Origin of the sequence: Listeria cossartiae subsp. cayugensis, assembly GCF_014229095.1 — a bacterium.
Classification (GTDB): domain Bacteria; phylum Bacillota; class Bacilli; order Lactobacillales; family Listeriaceae; genus Listeria; species Listeria cayugensis.
In genome coordinates this window covers 349,677-371,702 of the sequence record NZ_JAARZC010000001.1, presented here as the reverse complement: position 1 = coordinate 371,702, position 22,026 = coordinate 349,677, and the positions used below count along the sequence as shown (strand labels likewise).

Below are 22,026 nucleotides of genomic sequence, written 5' to 3'. Positions count from 1 at the left end.
CTAGCTTCTCGAAAATCTTATTTATTAAATGAAATGACTATTTTTCCTACCGCATGGTGCGTTTCACTCAATGCATGTGCGTCGAAAACACCTTTTTCAGAGAATGGGAAAGTTGCGCCAACGATTGGTTTAACCGTTTTATCAGCAAGCAATTTGCCTAGTTCTTTCAACTGTTCGCCGTTTGGTTGAAGCCAAATTCCAGTTGCTGTTACTTTTTTTTCTTTCGCACGTTCTTCATTGGAAATGCCGACGATACTAACTAAACGTCCTGTTCCTTCTTTTAATACATCGTAACTGTCTGTTTCGATTTGGCCGCCCATTGTGTCAAACACGACATCGATATCAGAAAGGACATCTTTAAAATTAACTTCTTTATAATCAATGACTTGGTCTGCTCCAAGCGATTTTAGTAATTCATGGTTTTTCGCACTAGCTGTTGTGATTACTTCTGCTCCAGCATGTTTTGCAAGTTGAATCGCCAGTGTTCCAACGCCGCCAGCACCCGCATGAATCAAGACTTTTTCACCTTTTTGTAGTTTTGCGTGATCGAACAATGCTTGCCATGCAGTTAAGCCAGCCAGTGGAATCGATGCCGCTTCGTCAAAACTAATACCTTCTGGAAGTGGTGCAAGTAAGTGATCATCTACCGCTGTATACTCAGCATACGTACCAAAACGCGTTGTTTCAGGGCGAGCAAACACTTCATCGCCAACTTTCCAATCTGTAACGCCTTCACCAACTTCGGAAATAACACCCGCTACGTCCCATCCTAAAATAATCGGGAATTCCCAGTCCATCATTTGTTTTAAATATCCTTCACGAAGTTTCCAGTCAATTGGGTTAATTGATGTCGCTGCTTCTTTGACAATCACTTGGTTTTTTCCCGCTTTTGGCATTGCTACTTCTTTTTCTTTTAACTCTTCTTTGCCACCATAATTTTCAATTACAACTGCTTTCATTTTAACTTCTCCTCCATTTTCTCTACATTATTCATCATTTTTGTGACTGATTTAAGTAACGCACTCACTTCTTCTTCTGAAAATGCTTCTAAAGCTGCTTGCTGAAATTTTTCTTTTTCCAACAATAAGGAAGCTAATTCTGCCTCGCCAGCTGGTGTTAAAAACAAATACGTATAGCGTTTGTTCTCGTCTTGCTTTTTCCGAACGATAAGACCTTGCTCTTCCATTCGCTTTAAATGGCGGGTGATGCTCGCCGAATCAATATAAAGCTTTTCTCGTAGTCGGTTTTGACTCTGACCAGGTGTTTGTTGAATATGAAATAAAATCTCCACTTTCGTAAAGCTCATATTCGTTTGCTGTTCAAACACATGGCTAATTTCCTTGGATAACAAATGCATCCGATAAAGTAATTCTGATCGTTCTGTACATGGTTTCAGCGTTTCCACCTCCATAGTTGACACGTCAAATGATATATCAACTATTATACGCTTCCTTTCTAAAAGCACAAAATATCTGCTCAAATATTAGTGGCTAATTTTTTGTAAGCAATTTACTTGCTGTTGCTATCCAAAATACGCTACACTTAATAGATAATTTAATTTAAAATGGAGGCAAGATGTAATGACAAACGTACTTTTCATCAAAGCAAATGGTTTACCCGCCGAACGCTCAGTCAGCGTGGCACTATACGAAATTTTCCTAACTGAATACAAAAAGTCCCACCCGGACGATAATGTAACAGAATTAGATTTATTCGAAGCAAATCTACCTTATTATGATGTAACAATGATGAGTGGATTACATAAAGAAGCAGCTGGTGAAGCATTAAGTCCAGAAGAAAAACGCTTAGCTGATATTGCGAATAGCTACTTAGATCAATTTTTAGCTGCCGACAAAATCGTGATGGCGTTCCCACTTTGGAACTTCAGTATTCCAGCCCAATTTTTAACGTACTTATTCTATTTAAATCAAGCTGGCAAAACGTTCAAATATACTGCAAACGGTCCAGTTGGCTTAGTTGCTGACAAAAAAATTGCACTGCTTAACGCTCGCGGTGGTATTTACTCTGATGGCCCAATGCAAAGCTTTGAAATGTCCCTTAGCTATGTAAAAAATGTATTAGCTCACTTTGGTATTTCCGAACCAGAAATGGTTATTGTAGAAGGTCACAATGCAAAACCTGACCAAGCAAAAGATATTATCTCTGCTGGTGCAAAAGAAGCTGTTGAGTTAGCTAAAATCTTTTAATTAATCAAAAACCGTGAAAGTAGCTCTCTACTTTCACGGTTTTTTTTGTGCTGTTTTCGGCGTACCTTTTGTTTAGAAAAGAACTAAAAGAGGAATTGGTTAAGATATAGCATTTTGTATAAAAATAGACTAATGGTTATTTTTTAGGAGGGTTAAATTCATGAGAAAAATTGGACTAAAAATTGGTTTATGTATTCTTTTGATTGCTCCACTTACTATACCAATTTCTACACATACATTTGCAGATGAAACGATTGATGCAAAAGCAGCACAAGATATCGTAAATATTCCCGATCCTGTTTTAAAAAGCTATTTAAATGGGCTTTTAGGTCAAGCTAGTACAAGTGACATCACCGAAGCTCAGATGGATACTATTACAAATGTCGATATTAGCAATGCTAGTTTAACGAATTTAACCGGACTCGATTATGCGCATAACTTGTCTGTTTTACGCTTATCTAACACAGGTGTGACTGATTACTCTATCGTCGCCAACATCCCGAGTTTGACTAATCTTAGTATTTCTGGAAACAATTTAACCGATAGTTCCCTACCTGATTTAAATGGCTTAGTAAACGTTACTAATCTCAATTTAAGCCCTGGTAAATTAGATAACAACTCCTTGACTAAAATAAATAAACTTCCTAGCTTAACTTTCTTAAACCTAGATAGTAATTTTGCGATTACGAATGTGATGCCTCTCAAATCCATACCAAATTTAACTACTTTATTTATCCAATTTTGCGGAGTGAATGACTTTCGCGGGATTGATACCTTTCCAAAATTAACCAATCTATCAGCATACGGTCAAAATGTCGGACGTAGTGTTCCCATCGAAAGTACGATTAAAAGTTCCGCATTAAACTACGATGAAGCCAATCAAACACTTTTTGTTCCATTTGATTTAATGATTGGACGCGGCGTTAATTTTGATGGCGTTGCATTTCCTTTTACCACTTCAAGTAGCGGTTCCTCTACTATCTTTGCGCTAAATGATGAACAAATTAATGGCGCTCGTTTGAGTATTGATAATACAGGGATAACGGTTAGCGGCGTAACAAAAGCGTACTTCGATTCCATTGAAACCATGTACTATAATGCTCTTTATAATAATCCGGCTGGCAGTTACGCTACACCGCCTAATTTTTCTAGCTATTCCGTATCTGGCGGAACGTATCGACAATCTTTCAATGTCGATCACACACTTACGATTACCAATGATTCCGCCATAAGCTACACCGAAAAAACGACTGTTACAGAAGCACAATTTTTACAAGATATCCAGGCTGAAACAGACGATGGTACCCCGGTTACGAGTGATTTTGATAGCGTCGTCGATTTGAACACGCCCGGTGTCTACACTGTCACACTAAATGCCGAAAATGCTGCTGGTTTAAAAGCAACACCAAAACAAGTGACCGTCACCATCCTTGAAAAACCCATCATTACAGCGGATAAAACGATTACTTATTCAAAAGGAACAACGAAAACTGCGGAACAATTTTTACAAGATATTTCTGCTACAACGAGTGATGGTAGCAAAGTGACAAGTGATTTCGATAGTGTGGTTGATTTAACTAAAGTTGGAACCTATACTGTCACGTTGCGCGCGGTTAGTGCAGATGGGGTAGAAGCAGATCCAGTAACTGTCACCGTAACTGTCGTAGCAGGCGACGAACCACCCACACCACCGGGGCCAAACCCAACACCTGATCCAGATAACCCCAATGCACCAAATGAAAATGGCCAATCTGTTATTTCGGAAAACTCAGCAGAACAAGCAAATGCCACTTTACCATACACTGGTGACGAGGGCTCAGCAACTACTGTATTAATCGGAATTATCCTCGCAGGCATCGCAATTAGCTTTTTCCGTAAAAGAAAACATAGCTAAACTAGAACCGTAAAAGAGATCTTCCTCTTTTGCGGTTTTTTATTTAGAATTCGACTAAAAAAGGAATTGTTTTAAATTCTAAAATTTTGTATAATTAAACACTAAGCACCAATTTTTTAGGAGGATTACATACATGAAAAAAACTGGGATAAAGATTGGTTTATGCATTCTTTTAATAGCACCCTTGACTATACCTAATTTTACAAGTACTTTTGCAGAAGAAAATATAGAAACAAATGAATCACAGGATATAGTTAATATTCCTGATCCTGTTTTAAAAAACTATCTAAATGGCTTATTAGGACAAGCTGCGACAAGTGATATTACCCAAACACAAATGGACAAGATTAAACTAGTTGATATTAATGGAAGTACTTTAACAGATATAACTGGACTTGAATTTGCTCACAATTTAACATCTTTGTCTTTATTAAATACAGGTGTGACTGATTTTTCTGTGATAGCGAATATAACTAGTTTAAATAGGTTAATTATCTCTGGGACTAGCCTAACGGATGATACATTACCTGATTTGAATGGCCTAGTAAATTTAAATACCATGGATTTAAGCAATACCAACATTAATGATAACTCATTGGATAAAATAAATAGACTTCCTCAGTTAACAGACTTAACACTAGGATATGATTATGCTCTTACAGATATAATGCCGCTCCAATCATTACCTAACCTAACAAGTTTGGATATTCAGTTTTGTGGTGTTCACGATTTCCGTGGCATCGAAAATTTCCCCAAATTAACGAGCTTGTCTGCACATGGACAAAACGTCGGCCGGACTTCTTTAATTAACAGTACGATTAAAAGTTCTGCACTAAGCTACGACGAAACGAATCAAACTATTTTTGTTCCTTTTGCCTTAATGAAAGAACGTAGCGTTAATTTTGATGGCGTTGCGATTCCTTTTACAACTTCTAATAGTGGCTCTTCTACTTTCTTTTCACTGAATAACGAACAGATTGCTAGCACGCGTCTAACGATTGATGATACAGGGATAACTGTTAGCGGAATCACAAAAGAATACTTTGATTCGATTGAACAAATGAAATATAATGCACGTTATAATAATCCAGCTGGAGCTTATACAACGCCGCCTAATTTTACTAGATACACGTTAACTGGCGGGACGTACACGCAATATTTTGCAGTTGAACATACGTTGAATATCGCTAGTGACGAGACTATGAGTTATGTAGAGCAATCGACCATTACAGAAGAAAAGTTTTTACAAGATATTCATGCCGAAACAGATGATGATGCACCTGTTACGAGTGATTTTGCTAGTGTCGTTGATTTAAATACACCTGGCGTTTACACTGTTACATTAAATGCAGAAAACTCAGCAGGTTTACAAGCGACGCCGCAACAAGTGACAGTAACTATCCTTGAAATTCCAATCATTACAGCAATGCAAAGTATCACCTACCTGAAAGAATCAGCTGTAACGGAGGAACAATTTTTATTAGATATTATCGCTGAAACAAGTGATGACAGTACCGTAACAAGCGATTTCGAAAGTGTCGTTGATTTAAACAAAGTTGGCACATACACGGTCACTTTACATGCAGTGAGCGAAAGTGGCATCGAGGCTGATCCAGTTACTATTTCCGTAGAAGTGGCTGAGGAAGATGAGCCGATAGCCCCAACTCCGGACCCAGATAAACCAAATGAAACAGATGGTGACGGCGAGTCTGTGAATGCAAATACGCCTGAAAAAAACGTGTCCGATCCAGTAAACAAGGCTTTACCAAAAACAGGTGATTCCAACCAACTAGCTACCGTTTTAATGGGTATTGCGCTAGCTGGAATAGCCACAATCTTTTTCCGTAAAAGAAAACATAGTTAAATAAAAAGAAGCTACGATTAAGTAGCTTCTTTTCTTATTGAGTAACTGTCCCGTGAAAGGCACCCATACCGCCCATTACATTCGTTACAGCAAAGCCTTCTGCCGCTAAAAATTGACTCGCGCGCTCAGAACGACCTCCCGCGTAACAAATAATCGTATAAGCTTGCTCTTTATCAAGGGTTGCTATTTTTTCTGGTAGTTCATTGATTGGAATGTTGATTGCATTTGGAATGTGTCCCTCAACAAAAGCATCTGCATCTCTGACATCTAGTATATTAAGCTGTGCGTTTTTTAATTCTTGCTCTAAATCATTTGCCGTAATCGATTGATACATCTATTTTCACCTCTTCAATTTCTTCTTTACTTACCATACCGCCTAATCCACCAGCAAACAAATTTTCTGCTCAAAAAAAGACAATGCAGCGACTAGCCACATTGTCTTTTTACATTTAAACTGCTTGAGCTCCGGTAAACTGACTGTTGTAAAGATCAGCGTAGAAGCCTTTTGCATCAAGTAATTCTTGATGTGTTCCTTGTTCGATAACGCTACCGTGATTCATAACGAGAATTAAGTCTGCATCACGAATGGTGGAAAGTCTGTGGGCAATAACGAAGCTTGTGCGCCCTTCCATCAGATTCCCCATCGCAAGTTGAATATTTAATTCTGTCCGAGTATCTACGCTAGAAGTCGCTTCATCTAAAATTAGGATAGATGGATCTGATAAAATCGCGCGGGCAATTGTTAGAAGTTGTTTTTGACCTTGCGAAATGTTAGAACCTTCTTCATTTAAGACAGTATCATAACCATTTGGAAGTCGACGGATGAAATCATCTGCGTAAGCGGCTTTTGCTGCTCCGATAACTTCATCTTTCGTTGCGCCTTCGCGACCGTATGCGATATTTTCTGCAATCGTTCCGTTAAATAACCACGTATCTTGCAGCACCATCCCAAATTTTTCGCGGACGGCATCTTTGGTCATATCGCGTGTATCAATACCTTTCATCCGAATCTGACCACCATCCACGTCATAAAAACGCATCAGCAAGTTGATAATGGTTGTTTTACCAGCACCAGTTGGACCAACGATTGCTACCATCTGACCTTCTTCAACATGAATATTCAAATCAGTCATCAGTGGTTTATCCGGAGTGTATCCGAATTTCACGTGGTCGAATACAATGCTGTGTTCTTCGCCAGCAACTTGGTTAATATTTGCTGGAATTTCGTCTTTTTCTTCTTCTTCATCCATCATTTCAAATACACGTTCTGCTGAAGCAATAGTGGATTGAATGATATTGGCGATGTTTGCTACGCTGGAAATTGGTTGCGTAAATAATTGGACATATTGCGTAAATGATTGAATATCCCCAACTTGAAGTGTTCCGTTAGTAACAAAAATACCACCGGCCACACAGACACCTACATAACCTAAGTTACCAACGAATTGCATTACCGGCATCATAATCCCGGAAATAAATTGCGCTTTTTTAGCTGCTTTAAAATAATCTTCATTGACTTCATCAAATTTTACTAAGGTTTTCTTTTCTTGACCAAAGGCTTTAATGATCGTTTGGCCGCCGTAAGTTTCTTCTACAGTATCATTTAAAATACCAAGATTGCGTTGTTGTGCCCCAAAGTAACGTTGTGATCTACCAGCAATAATCGCAACCAAAATAATACTGATTGGAACTGTTACTAGAACGATTAGCGTCATTTGCCAACTGATTGTTAGCATCATAATTAAGACACCAATCATTTGGACAATCGCTGTAATGGCTTGCGTTAGTGATTGTTGTAACGTGTTCGCGATGTTATCCATGTCATTAACAGAACGACTAAGAATATCACCATTTGAGCGCGTATCATAATATTTCAGCGGAAGTCGGGCCATTTTCGCCTTTAAATCTTTCCGCATATCATAAACGGTACGTTGCGCAACACTCGACATGACGTATTGCTGAATGAAGCTAAATAAGGAGCTACCAAGATATAAAACTAAAACAATCATTAATATATTGAAAATCTTATCGTTGTTAATACCATCTTGACTCATAACACCTTTAAAAATTTCGGTTGTTGCTTTTCCGAGTTCTTTCGGGCTGAAAATATTGAAAATCGTGGATAAAATCGCAAAGATAAATACGACAATGATTGCGACAGAACGAGGTTTCATATAGCTAAGAAGTCGAAATAGTGTTTGTTTAAAGTTCTTTGGTTTGGCGGTTGTTTGCATTCTCATTCCACCACCGGGACCTGGACCACTCATGCGATTTCCTCCTCTGACAGCTGTGACCTCATAATTTCTTGATAAATTTGGTTTGATTCTTTTAATTCTTCATGTGTTCCAATGCCGGCAATTTTACCTTCATTTAGAACGATGATTTGGTCGGAGTTAACAACAGACGTAATCCGCTGTGCGACAATGAGTGTCACGGCTTCCGTTGTTTCCGCTTTTAAAGCTTCACGCAGTTTCGCATCTGTTTTGAAATCGAGCGCGGAGAAGCTATCATCAAAGATATAAATTTCTGGTTTTCTAATTAATGAACGCGCGATGGAAAGGCGTTGTTTTTGTCCACCAGAGAAGTTATTTCCGCCTTGTTCTACGCGACTACCAAGCCCGTTTGACAGTTTGGATACAAAGTTTTCGGCTTGAGCAGTTCGAAGCGCTTCCCAGATTTCTTCATCAGTCGCATCTTCTTTCCCGTAGCGCATATTAGAAGCAATCGTTCCAGTGAATAAAACGGCTTTTTGCGGTACAAGTCCAATTTTTTGGCGCAAACTGGATTGGTCCATTTCGCGAACATCAATCCCATTAATTTTTACAACACCACTTTCGACATCGTAAAAGCGTGGAATCATGTTAATTAAAGTGGACTTCCCAGCGCCAGTGCTTCCGATGATTGCGACGGTTTCACCAGCATTTGCTTCGAATGAAATATCTTCAATTACTGGTTTTTCAGCACCTTCATAACGGAAAGTTACATTTTCAAAAGAAAGTTTTGCTGGTGGTGTACTTGTTTTTGGATTTTCAGGGTTAAGTATTTCTGCTTCCATGTCTAGTACTTCGTTGATACGTTCCGCGGAAGCCCCAGCACGTGGAATCATAATAAACACGGCCGAAAGCATCATGAAGGACATCATAATTTGCATCGCGTATTGAATAAACGCCATCAAGTCCCCTACTTGCATATCACCATTACCAATAAAAATCGAACCAATCCAAACAATCGCGATGGAAGTTAAATTCATAAGCAGCATCATTAACGGACTCATTAGTGACAACAAGCGGTTGACTTTAATTGCAGTTGTCGCATAGTCCGCATTCGCTTCTTCAAATTTTTCGAGTTCGTCTTCGTTACGGTTAAAGGAGCGAACAACACGAATACCAGTTAAACCTTCACGAATAACACGGTTTAATTTGTCCATTTTCTTTTGTAATGATTTAAACATTGGCATTGCTTTGCCACCTAGAACAACTACTAATAGAAGCAGTAGTGGTAAAACAACGACAAAAATAAGTGATAGTTTCGCGTCACGTCCGACAGCCATAATAATACCGCCGAGTAACATGATTGGCGCCATTACCATTAGACGCATCATCATATAAAGAACATTTTGGATTTGGACAACATCATTTGTCGTTCTCGTAATCAACGAGGAAGTTCCTACTTTATCAAATTCTTGTAAGGAAAAGTCCTCTACTTTAGTAAAAATTTTATCGCGTAAGTCTTTCCCGAATCCCATCGAAATTTTCGACGCGAGATAGACGACGATAACCGACAAGATAACAGAGGCGAACGATATGAGTAGCATCTGCATCCCAGTGCTCCAAATATAATCTGTATCGCCATTTACAACGCCTTTATCAATAATGTTAGACATCAAGGTCGGCAAATAAAGCTGTCCGATAACTTGCCCGAAAGTAAGGACTAATACGGCCGTAATGCTCAGCCAATAAGGTTTTAATCTTTTCATCAATTTCATCATTTGCGGTTTATGCCTCCTTATTTTCGGATTTTGTGTTTAAGTAATCTGTAAGTTTCTCTAGGAGCGTAATCAATTTTTGCATGTCGTCTTCGCCTAAAAATTCCTGCATATCTTCAAAACTAGCCTGAAACTCATCGAGCATTTTTTCTGATACTGCTGCGCCGACTTCCGTTAATTCAACATACATCGAGCGCTTATCTTCAGGGTTTTGAACGCGTTTAATGAGTCCTTTTCCTTCTAAAGATTGCATCATTTGCGTTACGCTTGGTTTTGAAATTCTAAGCATGTGACCAAGATCGGAAACACGAATTTTCGGCCCTTTACTTTTAAGCCCGCGAGATAAAATAAAAATAAATCTTGTTTCAGATTTACTGTAACCTGGAATTTGGAAACTTTTTAATTCAGCATGCTTAAAATTCATGAAAGCCTTAATTACTGAGTGCCCCAAGTCTTGATTTTTCGAAGACATTTCTCCACTTCTTTCTATCATTTAATTAGTTTACCTAACTAATTATATAAAATATCTATTTTTTGTCAAGTAATATCTTGGCGTCTTTTTGAAATTAATCTATACTTTTAACTTTAATTGCCTTATAATGGCTTTAATTGTGTTAGAAAAAGAAGGGAGGGAAATAAGTGAATTCAGTACATAAGGTCGCCAGTATAAGTCTTTTTACACTTGCTTGGCCGATTTTTCTGGAGCAATTTTTACGACTGATGATTAGTTATATCGATGTCTTTATGCTGGGGCATTATTCGGATGATGCGGTTGCTGCGACTGGGGTTGCTAATCAGATTCTTGTTATTTCTATTATTATTTACGGCTTCATCAGTGTTGGTGTGCAGATTATCGTTGCACAAATGATCGGTGCGAAAAAACATAAAGAAATCGAGAATGTGATTACAAATGGTTTAGTGGTGGCTTTCTTAATTGGCATTGTGATGAGTATTATTTTCATTTTTATGTCGAAAAATTTCCTGACTTGGATGGGAATTGATCCTCATTTAGTCCAAGTCGGCGCACCATTTTTAGAAATTATCGGTGGGAGTTCGGTTGTTATCGCGATTCATGCTTCGATTTTGCCAATTCTCCGGGCGCACGGTTATGTGAGGCAATCGATTCTTGTTCCTGTGACGATTAGTATTATTAATGTTGTCGGTAATTACTTATTTCTTTACGGCCCGCTTGCATACTTAGATTACGGCGTGGCAGGTGTCGGAATTTCTACTGCTGTCGCTAACTTCGTCGGAATGGGTCTAGCCATTTGGATGCTCAGAAAATATATCGGTTACACGTTCCATTTCAAAAAATTGGAGCAAGTTTCCAAAAAACTACTTTATTCGATTTTACGACTAGGTCTTCCCTCTGCTGGGGAAAACTTATCGTACGCTGGTTCTCAGCTTGTTGTTACGGCAATCATTGCGATTTTAGGCACAGAAGCACTTACAACAAAAGTCTATGCTTCGACTGTGAGCCAGTTTGTTGCACTCTTTGCTATCGCGCTCGGTCAAGCCTCGCAAATCATTATCGGTCGCGCGGTTGGTGCGAAAGAAATTGATAAAGCTTACAAACAAGGTTTACGCAGTTGGAAAATTGGGCTAGTCGTTGCGATTGTAGTCAGCGTGTCAATTTATCTCTTTGCTGAGCCGATTATGCGACTATTTACAACGAATACCGAAATCATTGCGATGACGAAAGAACTGTTCTTGCTTTCGATTTTCCTTGAGCTTGGACGTGCCACGAATATTATTATCATTAGCAGTCTGAATTCTACTGGCGATGTCCGTTTTCCATTTATATGTGGACTGATTGTTATGTGGATTGTTAGTTTGCCGTTCTCCTATGTACTTGGGATCTCTGCTGGGCTTGGGCTCGTTGGTGTTTGGCTGGCGTACATTATTGATGAAGGCGTTCGAGCCGTTTTAATGTACCGTAGATGGCGCAGTAAAGTTTGGTCTTTAAAATCAGTCATATAAAGAAACGTCTCTTTGATTTTTTTCGAAGGGGCGTTTTTACATGACAAAACTGTCATTTTCAATTACATATCGTCACCTAATTCGATGGTTTCCTTTCTCTTTCCCCGCTATACTAGACTTATAAACAAATGAGAGGATAGATGAGAAATGTTAGATAAAAAAATTATTAGTGCGCTTAGTTATTTTAGTCTTTTCTTCGCTCCGGTTATTGCTCCCGCGATTATCTGGTGTACAAATAAAGATAAAGAAATACGGCATCATGTAAAATGGGCGCTCCTCACGCAAACAACATTTGTCGCTGGTCTTATTGTTATAATTTTACTTTATAACAATGTTCCATTTAGTACCAATAGCGCGGACACCATTCACTTTCTTGCTTTAGCCACTGTATTTTTTATCGTTTTTCTAAATGTATCGATACTCATTTTCAACATGATTCGGGGTATTACACGTATCGTAAAGAGGAATGACGATAACTGGGCTAGATGTTAAGCTAACTTCCTAATTTATGCTATAATATAGTGTACTTTAGGAGGTTTTTTTCATGCGTTTTATTATTGCTTATTTATCAATTTTTGTTTTAGGTATTTTTTCTGCACTGTTAGTCGAAACCATCCTCTATGAAAATGTCACACCACAACTTGTCTTTTCAGCAATACTTTTTGCTGCTCCGGTGATTTTAGTTGCCTCTACGTTAGGCGAAATATTCTACGGATTTAGCAAAAAAGCTAGCTATTTCACATTTGCCATATGGGGATTTGCTTACGGGGTTGTTGCAGCAGTCATCATCCTAAGCATTATCCAAGTTTCCGGCATGCTCATTTCAGTTGGCGTTTCCGTTCTTGCAGGAGTAATTATGGCGATATTAGCCGTGATTTTCTTCTTCTTACGCGGTGGAAAAACGACTAGCGGGAGAGCTGCTACAAAATAAAAAAATGTCTATCCTAATTGATTTATTCAACTAGAATAGACATTTTTTTATTCTTCTTCATACGCATGGTGACTCAAATTGAAGCGAATCGTTTCCAGTGGGTAGCCATAAAAATCCTCGGTAAATTCCTCCACTTGAACAAACCCTTTTGCCAAATAAAAATGGATTGCTGTTTCGTTTCCTTTTTCGACGTTCACAAACATTGGCAATGGCACGTGAAATAACGTCATACCCACTTCTAATAACTCGGTTCCAAGTCCGCGTTGTGTTACTTCCGGCAGCAAATAAAAAGCCGCTAGTTCGCTTTTTCCCTTTTCAAGTTCAATAAAATTCGCGAATCCAATTACTTTTCCCGCTTGTTCCAAAACAGCAAACGGTGTCGCTGAAATACGGTTATGAAGCGTTTCAACATTATAAAATCTTTCCAAAAAGTCGTCTTGTACATCATTTGGAATTAAGTCTTGATAAGTATGATGCCACGAAGTAATCGCTACGTGTTGAATGGCCTCGGCATCGCTATTAGTTGCTTTTCTAATATGAAAGTCCATCATCCATTCTCCTCCCCTTGCGCAAATTGATAAAACAGTTTATCTGACTTTACCCCTTTTTAACAAAAAGAATGCGCTAATTAAATAATTAGCGCACGGATTTTTTATTTTTTGATTTTAATATCACCAGAACTTGTTTTTACTGTTACGCGGTTTGCTGTATTCGAATCACTCGTTGGAACTTTGACACTACCGGAATTGCTACTTGTTTCGTAAATAGCTTTAAAATCACCTGGTATTTCTAGTTCCACTTCACCAGAATCTGTATTGATACTGATATTTTTTACTTGTTTGATAAATGCTGCATCCACATCTCCTGAGCTTGTTTTAGCGGTGAGGTCATTTGTTACGCCCTCAAGTTCAATGGATCCAGAATTAGATTCTGCTTGCACTATACCATTTGTATTAGCATCAATATCGCCGGAACTCGTTGTTAACACGGCCAGATCTGTTACACTATCAGTCAATTCAATATCCCCAGAATCGATTGCGATTTTAAGTTTTTTCGCTTTGACTCCGCTAGCAGTAACATCACCAGAACCACCATTTACTTCTAAATCGCCGGTTAAATTAGTAATTTCTGTCTTGCCAGAACCTGTTTCAATCGCTGTATTTGCTTTAATAGTAGCTAATTTTAAATCACCGGAAGAAGTAGCCATTTGAGCAGTATCAGCCTGGAGATTAGTCACTTTCAACTCACCAGAATTTGTTGAACTAACAAATTTCTTTACGTTAAAATCGGCCACATTAATATCTCCTGAATGAGATTTCACTTCTAAATCAGCCACTTTTGTATTTTTCGTTAAGTAAACTGTTACTTTTTGTTTGCCGTAAGCATAGATTTTGCCAAAGTTGTTATACCAATCATCTTCTTCTGGAACCGTAATATTAAATGAAGTTCCATCTTCGGAAACTGGCTCTAATTTTTGGATTGCTTTTTTATCATTTGCGGAGTAATTTCCTTTTAATTCGATATAATTTTTTCCAGTTGTGCTTTCTTTCCATTCAATGAATACATCTCGCTCGGAAGAAAAAGCAATCGTATTAATATTTTCGTTTGCTAAATCCCACTGCTGTGTAAGTGGTTCTCCTTTTTCAATCATATTGCCTGTGTTCATTGTGATAGCCACGCCGATCGCACCGATAATAAATAGCACCAAACCTGCGAAAAATAATTTCTTACTTAATTGGTGTTTACGCATTGCTTCCGCCTCCTTTGACTGCATATTTGTGCCATTCGATAATTGCCATTGTAGCTTTAGTTGTAAACTTCGTAAGTGCATTTGCGACAAATAGAAGCATCAGCCCCAAGCCCACAAGTCCAATCGAAACAAACATTTGATAAAATGCAAAGTCAGCGCCAAATAAAAGCATTACGCCAAGTAACAACGGCGAAAGTATAAACGAAGCAACTGATGACCAAAGTGAAATAACTAATGACCATAACGAGACCATAATTGGAATAATAAGGCAAATATCTAAGAAAAATAAACCTACCCCAATTAAAATTTGCTTACTTACAGATCGATTTTCATTTTGGTTTTTACGTGGCACATAATAATATTCCGCTTCTACTTGTTCTTCGCGGATATTCCGTTCACTTAAAATATCTGCCGCAATTTCTTCCGGCGTTCCTAGGTCAAAGACGATTTGTTCTTCACTTTTCCCCGCTTCAATCCCATTTCTGAAATGCTCTTGATAATCAGATAATAGCTCTCTCCGTTCTTTAGGATCAAGCAATTCTAGGCGTTGATTTAATTCATTTAAGAAATCTTGTTTATTCATTTACTGCTTCCCCCTCTGTTAAAAGCTTTGCAACACTGTCTGTAAAATTGTTCCATTCGGAAATAAGCTCATTTAAGTAAATTTCCCCTTTGACAGTTAGTTGATAATATTTTCTTGATGGACCTTCATTCGATTCTACTAAATAAGTGGAACAATATTCTTCTTTCACTAATCTTCTAAGTACTGGATAAATAGCGCCTTCCGCTACTTCAATATATTTAGAAACTTGATTTGCCAACTCATAGCCATAACAATCTTTCTTTTGAATTAAAAATAAACAGCAAAGTTCTAACACACCTTTTTTGAATTGTGGGTTAACCTCCATGCTAACTCCTCCATTCTGTTAAATTCCACACTAGTATTAAGTAACCACTACTATATATTGTTCACTACCACTATAGTTTATCATACACTAGTGTTCATTGCAAGGTACTGATTAAAAAAACTAGTATTGTTTTTTTAATCGATAAATGTTAACCTAACATAGTATTAAGTTTACATTAAAAGGAGATATGTTTATGCGTGATCAGAAATTGAAATTTTTAGTAGTTGATGCTTTATTTGCAGTCATCATTGCTTTGCTTGCACAAGTTGCTATTCCACTCGGTCCTATCCCACTTACAGGACAAACATTTGCGATTGGTTTAGCTGCAACAATTCTTGGAGCTCGTCATGGTACGATATCTGTATTAGTTTATATTGTGCTTGGCGCTGTTGGGATTCCCGTTTTCCAAGGAATGACAGCAGGAATTGGGATTATTTTTGGACCAACTGGCGGATTTATTATCGGATTTATTTTTAACGCATTACTTACAGGCTGGTTGCTCGAAAAAACAAAATTCACGGTTCCATATGCTATCGTTGCTAATATTTTAGGCGCCATTATCACGCTTATTTTCGGCGTGTTATGGTTGAAGGTTAGCACTGGACTTGACTGGCCGGCTGCCTTTTTAACAGGAATGGTACCATTTATTATTCCGGGTATTATTAAAGCCGTTTTCGCGGCGCTTTTAGGGATTCTTATTCGTGATCGCCTCATCAAAGCAAAACTACTTAAAGCAACCTAAGTCCCATTAATACACATTTGAAGTTAACTCCTATATAATGATAATGATTACCACTGAGAAAAGGGGACTCGGTATATGTCATTACTAAATGAGGAAAATAGCTTTTACAACGTGGATTTACTTAATTTGTTAAAAGATTCTAGTGAAGCAGTTCTTCCATATAAAAGAATTCGCTTTAGACGCAACCAACAGATTTTAGCAGAAGGTGCGGAAACTGATTACTTCTATATCATTGAAGAAGGCGTAGTTGCGATGAGCAAAAATACTTGCAAAGAAGACAACATCATCAGCTTCTTAGGCAAACAAGATTGTATTGGACCGCTTACACTACTTGGTGGCGCGATATCACCAGTAAATTACTCAACGATTAGTGAAGTTAGTGTTTATCAATTTGAACGTAAATATGTTCTGAATAAATTCTTAAGTTCACCAGATGTATTTTGGCAGATGAACGCACTTATGCAAAGTATGGTTACACCAATGCTAGAACGCGAAGCTTATGCAAATTTACCTTCTAATGAGAAAGTTTTAGCTGGATTAATTGCTTGTGGAGAACGATTTGGCCGAATTGAAACAGATGGCTCTTGTTTGATTCCATATTATTTTACGCAAAAAATCTTAGGGAATTATCTTAATTTAGCTCGAGCTTATGTTGCAACCAACCTGCGAAAGCTAGAAGAAGATGGCATTATTGCGCTTTCGCCAAAACCTTGGCGTGTAAACAATTTTGAGTTTCATAAGCAGAAAATAAAAGAAAATTACAAACCATACATATGAACGTAAAATAAATTACAAAATCAGTGGGCGATTTAAAAATTGTTCACTGATTTTATTTCGCCATAATTTTGTAACACCTTAATAAAATTAACTACTTTTAGCTACTATATCAGTCCTTATCGCCTTATAATAATCTCGTACCATATATTAAAAATCGAAACGAGGATATTTTATGAAGAACATGAAAAAAATATTAGCTACATCTTTAGCATTTGGACTTACATTATCAATTAGCGCTCCTGCTTTTGCAGCCGAGACTACACAACCAGACAACTCAACTACTCCAACTTCGGAGGTTAATTTAAAATCACAAGCATTAAAAAGTACTTCGACTGAAATGGCAGATCAAGGTATTGTAACTGCAAAAACTGGCGTTACACTTGAATCAGGAGATACTGTTTCCGCAAGCGATTTTTTAAATAACTCTGACTCAACTGAAGTAATTATGATTCAATTTAAAAATGGTAATACTAATCCACCTGAAACTAAGATTCCTGGAAACTACACATTCGTCTATTTGATCATATTCAGAGATGGATCTGGACTTGAAGTTCCTGTGAATTATACAGTCACAGCAATGCCTCCTTATGCTACACTGGCATCTACTCCAACATTAGCTCAAGATTCAACACCTACATTAAGTCAATTTGCAACACCTGAAAATGGAGCAACTTTAAGTTTCAAATCCACACCATCCACTTCAGCTACTGGTACTTTCTCCACAATCATCGTAGCTACTAAAGACGGTAAAACACAAGAATATACAGCATCATACAAAGTAGTTGACCAAACTCCACCAGTTTTAAAAGTAATTGACAAAGATGCTGTCTTTACAAAAGGAGAAAGTTTGTCAGCTGATAATCTTGCAACAGCTACTGATAATTCCGGAAAAGTGACTCTTTCTTTCAAAGCTGGTCATGAAGCAACCACTTCAACAACTGGACAGCACGAAGCAATCATTGTTGCAACAGATGAAGCTGGGAATACAGCTGAACTAACTGTTTCTTATTTTGTCGTTAATAGCGTAGCCACACTTAAAACACCAACAATTAACGAAACTTCTAGCACTGCGTCAACAGTATATGGAAATACTTCTCCAAATGTGACAGTTGAAATGTTTAACAAAGCTGGAGATGTGATTGCAACAACTACATCTGATGCAAAAGGTGACTTTACTTTCAATCTAAAAACACCTTTCAAAAATAATGATGAATTTTCTTTAATTGCTTATGACGACAATGGTAACTATAGTGAAGAAGCCAGTTTTGTATATGTTGGTAAAGTTATTGATGAACCTGTCGTAAATCCTAATAAACCTGTTGTAAAACCAACTGTTAAAAGTGATTCAACAAAAGAAACTACACATAAATCAAACAGCACTTATACATCTAAGAAATCATTACCAAAAACTGGGGATGAAAGCAGCCTTCCACTAGCAGCTATCGGTATCCTTTTATCAAGTGGCGCATTGATTCTACTTCGTAAAAAACACGCATAATAAAAAGAAGCTATCTAAATTTAGATAGCTTCTCTTCTTATCGAGCGAGACCAGTTTTAAAATTGGTTTCGCTTTTTTTTAATAATTTTTACCCATAAAGAAGAATGTAGCAATTGCGCCGATACCTTGAACGATGAAGAATGTTGCGACAACGATCATGATACCAATTGCGGAAACTACTGGGTTGAACAAAGCGATAAATCCAACAACGATACCAATAATACCAATTGTTAAAATCCAGCCCCAGCCGCGTACGTTGTTTTGTTTGGCGGTAAATGCACCAATTGTACGCATAATACCAGCAAACAATACCCACATACCGAAAAGTAAGATAAGTGTTGCAGTTCCATCAAATTCATTAAATAATAGCAAGAAACCTAGTACGATGGATAAAATCCCGTCAGCTAGCACCCAGCCAGAAATATTTTGTGATTTTCTATCTGAAAAATAAGTAATTGTGTGGAAAATACCTGAAATGAGTAATAAGAAACCAACCATTAATGTCGAGGTTAACAAGGAAACTACCGGATGGAATAAGAACCAAAATCCAAGAATAACCATGGCAATCCCCGCTAATAAAACAAGAATTCGTGTAAAAGTTTTCATTTTTTATTTCAACTCCCCTTTATTTTTTCTAATTCGACCCCATGTTTAATGAAATATAATTAGTCTTAACTATAATAGCCTAAAAAAGCGGATTTAAAACCTTGCGCGCGTAATTATTCTCTTAAAAAAATGCCTTTTTCACAAAAATATCATAAAAAGAACTAATTTTAGCCTTTTTTAATACATAGTTGACAATTCATATCATCCAGCGTAATATATAACTTAATTTAATAGTATTTTCTTATCACGAAAGGTGGAGGGACTGGCCCTTTGAAGCCTTAGCAACCGGAATTTATTTTCACGGTGCTAATTCCAGCAGTATATTCTGAAAGATAAGTCGGAAATCCATGTTTAGGAAACTCTATCCTCTCTGGCGGCTTATATACTGCTAGGGAGGTTTTTTGATGGAAATTACTGATAAATACATATTAAAGAGGAGTGGTTTTTATGAGTAATGAGTATAAATTCGAAACAATTCAAGTACACGGTGGACATACGCCCGACGGAGACACGCACTCAAGAGCCGTGCCAATTTATCAAACAACGTCGTATACATTTGATAGCCCGGAACATGCCGCAGCCTTATTTGGTTTACAAGAAACTGGAAATATTTATACCCGCATTATGAATCCTACTACTGCTGTTTTAGAAGAACGATTAACTTTACTTGAAGGTGGTATTGGTGCCGTTGCAACTGCTTCTGGTATGGCCGCTATCACTTACTCTATTTTAAATATTGCTGGTTCCGGTGATCATATCGTCGCAGCCGCAACACTTTATGGCGGAACGCACACTCTTTTCTCTCATACATTTAAAACTTTTGGGATTGACGTTACTTTTGTTGACCCTAACGAACCGGAAAATTTTGCAAAAGCGATTAAAGAAAATACGAAAGCTGTCTTTATTGAAACAATCGGAAATCCTGATATTAATATTGTTGATATCGAAAAAGTGGCGGACGTTGCGCACGCATCCGATATCCCGCTCATCGTTGACAACACATTCGCGACCGCTTATTTAAATCGCCCATTTGATTTTGGCGCTGATATCGTCGTTTACTCGGCAACGAAATTCATCGGTGGTCATGGTGTGGCTATTGGTGGCGCGGTCATTGACTCAGGTAAATTCAACTGGGCAAATGGCAAGTTTCCGAAGCTAGTTGTGCCAGATGACAGCTATAATGGTTTATCATACACAAACGATGTTGGCGCGGCGGCTTATATTACCAAACTACGCGTCTCGCTCCTTCGTGACACTGGCGCAGCACTTTCCCCGTTCAACGCATTCCTGTTAATTTTAGGCCTAGAAACGCTTTCTCTTCGCCTAGAGCAACACGTGAAAAATGCTAAACTAGTGGCCAATTTCTTAAACGACCATCCTAAAGTAGCTTGGGTAAACTATCCCGGTTTGCCGGATAATAAATACAACGAGCTAGCCCAAAAATATTTACCAAAAGGTCCAGGTTCGATTTTCACTTTTGGCGTTAAAGGTGGCTATGAGGCTGGTAAAAAAGTGATTGAATCCGTAGAATTATTCTCTCATTTAGCCAATGTTGGCGACGCAAAATCGCTTATTATCCACCCAGCGTCCACAACCCACCAACAACTAAGCGAGGAACAACAATTAACTGCTGGCGTGAAACCAGAATCGATTCGCTTATCAATTGGAATCGAAAACGCCGATGATATCATTCAAGATTTAACGAAAGCACTAGAGCAAATTTAGGAGGAAGTGAAGAGAAGTGACCTTACAACAAAAAGAACTATTTCAAAAAAGTCCTCTTCTACTTGAAAATGGAGAAACATTAAGCCCAGTTTTAGTTGGCTATGAGACATACGGGACACTTTCTGCCTCACGCGATAATTGCATTTTGTTAGAACACGCGCTTACTGGAACCGCTCATGCGGCGAAACATTTTGACGATGATGCGCCTGGTTGGTGGGATGATTATATCGGACCGGGCAAAACGATTGATACCGATAAATATTTCCTCGTTTGCACGAATGTGTTTGGTGGTTGTAGCGGCACGACTGGCCCTTCTTCGATTAATCCAAAAACGGGCGAGCCTTTCCGATTACAGTTTCCCGGATTTTCGATTAAAGATATTATTAAGGTGCAGCGTGAACTTTTGGAACAGCTTGGGGTTACGCGGATTGTTTCGGTGATTGGCGGATCGATGGGTGGGATGCAAGCGACAGAATGGGCGATTGATTATGCGGATATTACAGATAGTATTATTAATATCGCCTCCCCGCTTGCTGCCGGACCGGACGCGATTGGTTATAATCTGATTATGCGTATGGCGATTTTGAATGACCCTGACTTTAATGGCGGTAATTATGTCGGTCAACCTGAAGGCGGGCTTGCCACGGCTAGAATGGTCGGGATGATGACGTACCGGACGAGCGAGCTGTTCTCCAAACGTTTTGAACGCTTCACTGTCGCCGAGTCTTCCCCCGCAGCTTTCTCAAAAGAACATTTTCAAATCGAGTCGTATTTACAATATCAAGGCGATACTTTTGTCGAGCGATTTGACGCGAATAGTTATTTGTATTTAACGAAAGCCATTGATTTATTTGATGTTACAGCACCTGCGAAAGACGATCTGCCCGCTTTTTCGAAAATCAAAATTCCGTATTTGCTTATCGGCATCACGACCGATCAACTTTTCCGGATTCACGATTTACGGCGTGGCTATGAACTTTTAAAAGAATGGGATGTGCCGGTTACTTACCATGAAGTGGCTTCCGAATATGGCCATGACGCTTTCTTAGTCGAGAAAGAAGTGCCGAAATTTGAACCACTCATCCGCTCATTTTTAAGTAATTTGCCTGTTAAAAGCATATAAAAAAAGGACCTCGGAAAATTTCTGAGGTCCTTCTTT

The 22,026-nt window shown here is 38.2% G+C and carries 22 protein-coding genes and 1 riboswitch; of the genes, 11 read left to right on the top strand and 11 right to left on the bottom strand.

Features of this window, described 5'->3' with window-relative positions; translation table 11 throughout:
• Nucleotides 1-17: 17 nt before the first annotated feature.
• Both HCB49_RS01795 and HCB49_RS01790 read right to left on the bottom strand, forming a co-directional pair.
• Nucleotides 18-959 (bottom strand): NADP-dependent oxidoreductase, encoded by a 942-nt coding sequence (locus HCB49_RS01795; RefSeq protein WP_185603931.1) that lies wholly within the window; start codon nucleotides 957-959, stop codon nucleotides 18-20.
• Nucleotides 956-1,411, bottom strand: coding sequence for a MarR family winged helix-turn-helix transcriptional regulator (locus tag HCB49_RS01790; protein ID WP_185391565.1), 456 nt, complete (start codon nucleotides 1,409-1,411; stop codon nucleotides 956-958). The genes HCB49_RS01795 and HCB49_RS01790 overlap by 4 nt, the downstream gene beginning before the upstream one ends.
• Nucleotides 1,412-1,580: 169 nt before the next feature.
• Here HCB49_RS01790 and HCB49_RS01785 point away from each other — a divergent pair, with 169 nt between their 5' ends.
• The 3 genes from HCB49_RS01785 to HCB49_RS01775 all read left to right on the top strand — a co-directional run bounded on the left by HCB49_RS01785 (nucleotide 1,581) and on the right by HCB49_RS01775 (nucleotide 5,965).
• Nucleotides 1,581-2,207, top strand: coding sequence for an FMN-dependent NADH-azoreductase (locus HCB49_RS01785; RefSeq protein WP_185603930.1), 627 nt, complete (start codon nucleotides 1,581-1,583; stop codon nucleotides 2,205-2,207).
• A 160-nt stretch (nucleotides 2,208-2,367) separates the two neighbouring features.
• Nucleotides 2,368-4,101 carry a LapB repeat-containing protein gene (locus HCB49_RS01780; RefSeq protein WP_185603929.1) on the top strand — a complete coding sequence of 578 codons (1,734 nt, stop codon included), beginning with the start codon at nucleotides 2,368-2,370 and terminating at the stop codon, nucleotides 4,099-4,101.
• A gap of 133 nt (nucleotides 4,102-4,234) precedes the next feature.
• Entirely contained in the window at nucleotides 4,235-5,965 is a 1,731-nt protein-coding gene (locus HCB49_RS01775; protein ID WP_185603928.1) for a LapB repeat-containing protein, read from the top strand.
• A 34-nt stretch (nucleotides 5,966-5,999) separates the two neighbouring features.
• Here the strand turns inward: HCB49_RS01775 and HCB49_RS01770 are convergent, their stop codons facing one another.
• From HCB49_RS01770 to HCB49_RS01755, 4 genes are all read right to left on the bottom strand, one after another.
• Nucleotides 6,000-6,299 carry a rhodanese-like domain-containing protein gene (locus HCB49_RS01770; RefSeq protein WP_185603927.1) on the bottom strand — a complete coding sequence of 100 codons (300 nt, stop codon included), beginning with the start codon at nucleotides 6,297-6,299 and terminating at the stop codon, nucleotides 6,000-6,002.
• Between the two features lie 115 nt (nucleotides 6,300-6,414).
• Nucleotides 6,415-8,232, bottom strand: coding sequence for an ABC transporter ATP-binding protein (locus HCB49_RS01765; RefSeq protein WP_185603926.1), 1,818 nt, complete (start codon nucleotides 8,230-8,232; stop codon nucleotides 6,415-6,417).
• Entirely contained in the window at nucleotides 8,229-9,953 is a 1,725-nt protein-coding gene (locus HCB49_RS01760; protein ID WP_061114098.1) for an ABC transporter ATP-binding protein, read from the bottom strand. The genes HCB49_RS01765 and HCB49_RS01760 overlap by 4 nt, the downstream gene beginning before the upstream one ends.
• Before the next feature lie 7 nt (nucleotides 9,954-9,960).
• Complete coding sequence (locus HCB49_RS01755; RefSeq protein ID WP_185603925.1) at nucleotides 9,961-10,422, bottom strand: MarR family winged helix-turn-helix transcriptional regulator; 462 nt, start codon at nucleotides 10,420-10,422, stop codon at nucleotides 9,961-9,963.
• A gap of 167 nt (nucleotides 10,423-10,589) precedes the next feature.
• On the opposite strand from HCB49_RS01755, the gene HCB49_RS01750 reads away from it, so the two are divergent.
• The 3 genes from HCB49_RS01750 to HCB49_RS01740 all read left to right on the top strand — a co-directional run bounded on the left by HCB49_RS01750 (nucleotide 10,590) and on the right by HCB49_RS01740 (nucleotide 12,861).
• The gene (locus tag HCB49_RS01750) at nucleotides 10,590-11,930 is read left to right on the top strand and encodes an MATE family efflux transporter (protein ID WP_185390743.1); all 1,341 of its coding nucleotides are present in this window, start codon (nucleotides 10,590-10,592) and stop codon (nucleotides 11,928-11,930) included.
• 147 nt (nucleotides 11,931-12,077) lie between these two features.
• Nucleotides 12,078-12,422, top strand: a complete 345-nt coding sequence (locus HCB49_RS01745; RefSeq protein WP_185603924.1) for a magnetosome magnetite crystal formation protein family — start codon at nucleotides 12,078-12,080, stop codon at nucleotides 12,420-12,422.
• Between the two features lie 52 nt (nucleotides 12,423-12,474).
• Nucleotides 12,475-12,861: a hypothetical protein gene (locus HCB49_RS01740; protein WP_185396798.1), complete on the top strand. Its 387-nt coding sequence runs from the start codon at nucleotides 12,475-12,477 to the stop codon at nucleotides 12,859-12,861.
• A 47-nt stretch (nucleotides 12,862-12,908) separates the two neighbouring features.
• Here HCB49_RS01740 and HCB49_RS01735 read toward each other — a convergent pair whose 3' ends face one another.
• From HCB49_RS01735 to HCB49_RS01720, 4 genes are all read right to left on the bottom strand, one after another.
• Complete coding sequence (locus HCB49_RS01735; RefSeq protein ID WP_185604494.1) at nucleotides 12,909-13,409, bottom strand: GNAT family N-acetyltransferase; 501 nt, start codon at nucleotides 13,407-13,409, stop codon at nucleotides 12,909-12,911.
• Between the two features lie 104 nt (nucleotides 13,410-13,513).
• Nucleotides 13,514-14,611, bottom strand: coding sequence for a DUF4097 family beta strand repeat-containing protein (locus tag HCB49_RS01730; RefSeq protein ID WP_185603923.1), 1,098 nt, complete (start codon nucleotides 14,609-14,611; stop codon nucleotides 13,514-13,516).
• The gene (locus tag HCB49_RS01725) at nucleotides 14,604-15,194 is read right to left on the bottom strand and encodes an HAAS signaling domain-containing protein (RefSeq protein ID WP_185603922.1); all 591 of its coding nucleotides are present in this window, start codon (nucleotides 15,192-15,194) and stop codon (nucleotides 14,604-14,606) included. The genes HCB49_RS01730 and HCB49_RS01725 overlap by 8 nt, the downstream gene beginning before the upstream one ends.
• Nucleotides 15,187-15,519, bottom strand: coding sequence for a PadR family transcriptional regulator (locus HCB49_RS01720; RefSeq protein WP_003732635.1), 333 nt, complete (start codon nucleotides 15,517-15,519; stop codon nucleotides 15,187-15,189). Before HCB49_RS01720 ends, HCB49_RS01725 begins: the two co-directional genes overlap by 8 nt.
• Before the next feature lie 193 nt (nucleotides 15,520-15,712).
• Here HCB49_RS01720 and HCB49_RS01715 point away from each other — a divergent pair, with 193 nt between their 5' ends.
• From HCB49_RS01715 to HCB49_RS01705, 3 genes are all read left to right on the top strand, one after another.
• On the top strand, nucleotides 15,713-16,261 hold the full coding sequence (locus tag HCB49_RS01715; RefSeq protein ID WP_185603921.1) for a biotin transporter BioY: 549 nt from the start codon (nucleotides 15,713-15,715) through the stop codon (nucleotides 16,259-16,261).
• A 75-nt stretch (nucleotides 16,262-16,336) separates the two neighbouring features.
• The gene (locus HCB49_RS01710) at nucleotides 16,337-17,038 is read left to right on the top strand and encodes a Crp/Fnr family transcriptional regulator (RefSeq protein WP_185603920.1); all 702 of its coding nucleotides are present in this window, start codon (nucleotides 16,337-16,339) and stop codon (nucleotides 17,036-17,038) included.
• 172 nt (nucleotides 17,039-17,210) lie between these two features.
• Nucleotides 17,211-18,536: an LPXTG cell wall anchor domain-containing protein gene (locus HCB49_RS01705; protein WP_185603919.1), complete on the top strand. Its 1,326-nt coding sequence runs from the start codon at nucleotides 17,211-17,213 to the stop codon at nucleotides 18,534-18,536.
• Between the two features lie 78 nt (nucleotides 18,537-18,614).
• Here HCB49_RS01705 and HCB49_RS01700 read toward each other — a convergent pair whose 3' ends face one another.
• Nucleotides 18,615-19,142 (bottom strand): HdeD family acid-resistance protein, encoded by a 528-nt coding sequence (locus tag HCB49_RS01700; protein WP_185390736.1) that lies wholly within the window; start codon nucleotides 19,140-19,142, stop codon nucleotides 18,615-18,617.
• A gap of 238 nt (nucleotides 19,143-19,380) precedes the next feature.
• Nucleotides 19,381-19,481, top strand: a riboswitch (SAM riboswitch).
• Nucleotides 19,482-19,589: 108 nt separating this feature from the next.
• On the opposite strand from HCB49_RS01700, the gene HCB49_RS01695 reads away from it, so the two are divergent.
• Together HCB49_RS01695 and metX are read left to right on the top strand one after the other, a co-directional pair.
• The gene (locus HCB49_RS01695) at nucleotides 19,590-20,867 is read left to right on the top strand and encodes an O-acetylhomoserine aminocarboxypropyltransferase/cysteine synthase family protein (RefSeq protein WP_185603918.1); all 1,278 of its coding nucleotides are present in this window, start codon (nucleotides 19,590-19,592) and stop codon (nucleotides 20,865-20,867) included.
• A 16-nt stretch (nucleotides 20,868-20,883) separates the two neighbouring features.
• Nucleotides 20,884-21,990 (top strand): homoserine O-acetyltransferase MetX, encoded by a 1,107-nt coding sequence (metX, locus tag HCB49_RS01690; RefSeq protein WP_185396793.1) that lies wholly within the window; start codon nucleotides 20,884-20,886, stop codon nucleotides 21,988-21,990.
• Nucleotides 21,991-22,026 lie beyond the last annotated feature (36 nt).

Bases quoted from the DNA above. Each gene is read 5' to 3' on its own strand.
- HCB49_RS01795 (WP_185603931.1), bottom strand. From the start codon at position 959: ATGAAAGCAGTTGTAATTGAAAATTATGGTGGCAAAGAAGAGTTAAAA.
- HCB49_RS01790 (WP_185391565.1), bottom strand. From the start codon at position 1,411: ATGGAGGTGGAAACGCTGAAACCATGTACAGAACGATCAGAATTACTT.
- HCB49_RS01785 (WP_185603930.1), top strand. From the start codon at position 1,581: ATGACAAACGTACTTTTCATCAAAGCAAATGGTTTACCCGCCGAACGC.
- HCB49_RS01780 (WP_185603929.1), top strand. From the start codon at position 2,368: ATGAGAAAAATTGGACTAAAAATTGGTTTATGTATTCTTTTGATTGCT.
- HCB49_RS01775 (WP_185603928.1), top strand. From the start codon at position 4,235: ATGAAAAAAACTGGGATAAAGATTGGTTTATGCATTCTTTTAATAGCA.
- HCB49_RS01770 (WP_185603927.1), bottom strand. From the start codon at position 6,299: ATGTATCAATCGATTACGGCAAATGATTTAGAGCAAGAATTAAAAAAC.
- HCB49_RS01765 (WP_185603926.1), bottom strand. From the start codon at position 8,232: ATGAGTGGTCCAGGTCCCGGTGGTGGAATGAGAATGCAAACAACCGCC.
- HCB49_RS01760 (WP_061114098.1), bottom strand. From the start codon at position 9,953: ATGATGAAATTGATGAAAAGATTAAAACCTTATTGGCTGAGCATTACG.
- HCB49_RS01755 (WP_185603925.1), bottom strand. From the start codon at position 10,422: ATGTCTTCGAAAAATCAAGACTTGGGGCACTCAGTAATTAAGGCTTTC.
- HCB49_RS01745 (WP_185603924.1), top strand. From the start codon at position 12,078: ATGTTAGATAAAAAAATTATTAGTGCGCTTAGTTATTTTAGTCTTTTC.
- HCB49_RS01740 (WP_185396798.1), top strand. From the start codon at position 12,475: ATGCGTTTTATTATTGCTTATTTATCAATTTTTGTTTTAGGTATTTTT.
- HCB49_RS01735 (WP_185604494.1), bottom strand. From the start codon at position 13,409: ATGGACTTTCATATTAGAAAAGCAACTAATAGCGATGCCGAGGCCATT.
- HCB49_RS01730 (WP_185603923.1), bottom strand. From the start codon at position 14,611: ATGCGTAAACACCAATTAAGTAAGAAATTATTTTTCGCAGGTTTGGTG.
- HCB49_RS01725 (WP_185603922.1), bottom strand. From the start codon at position 15,194: ATGAATAAACAAGATTTCTTAAATGAATTAAATCAACGCCTAGAATTG.
- HCB49_RS01720 (WP_003732635.1), bottom strand. From the start codon at position 15,519: ATGGAGGTTAACCCACAATTCAAAAAAGGTGTGTTAGAACTTTGCTGT.
- HCB49_RS01715 (WP_185603921.1), top strand. From the start codon at position 15,713: ATGCGTGATCAGAAATTGAAATTTTTAGTAGTTGATGCTTTATTTGCA.
- HCB49_RS01710 (WP_185603920.1), top strand. From the start codon at position 16,337: ATGTCATTACTAAATGAGGAAAATAGCTTTTACAACGTGGATTTACTT.
- HCB49_RS01705 (WP_185603919.1), top strand. From the start codon at position 17,211: ATGAAGAACATGAAAAAAATATTAGCTACATCTTTAGCATTTGGACTT.
- HCB49_RS01700 (WP_185390736.1), bottom strand. From the start codon at position 19,142: ATGAAAACTTTTACACGAATTCTTGTTTTATTAGCGGGGATTGCCATG.
- HCB49_RS01695 (WP_185603918.1), top strand. From the start codon at position 19,590: ATGAGTAATGAGTATAAATTCGAAACAATTCAAGTACACGGTGGACAT.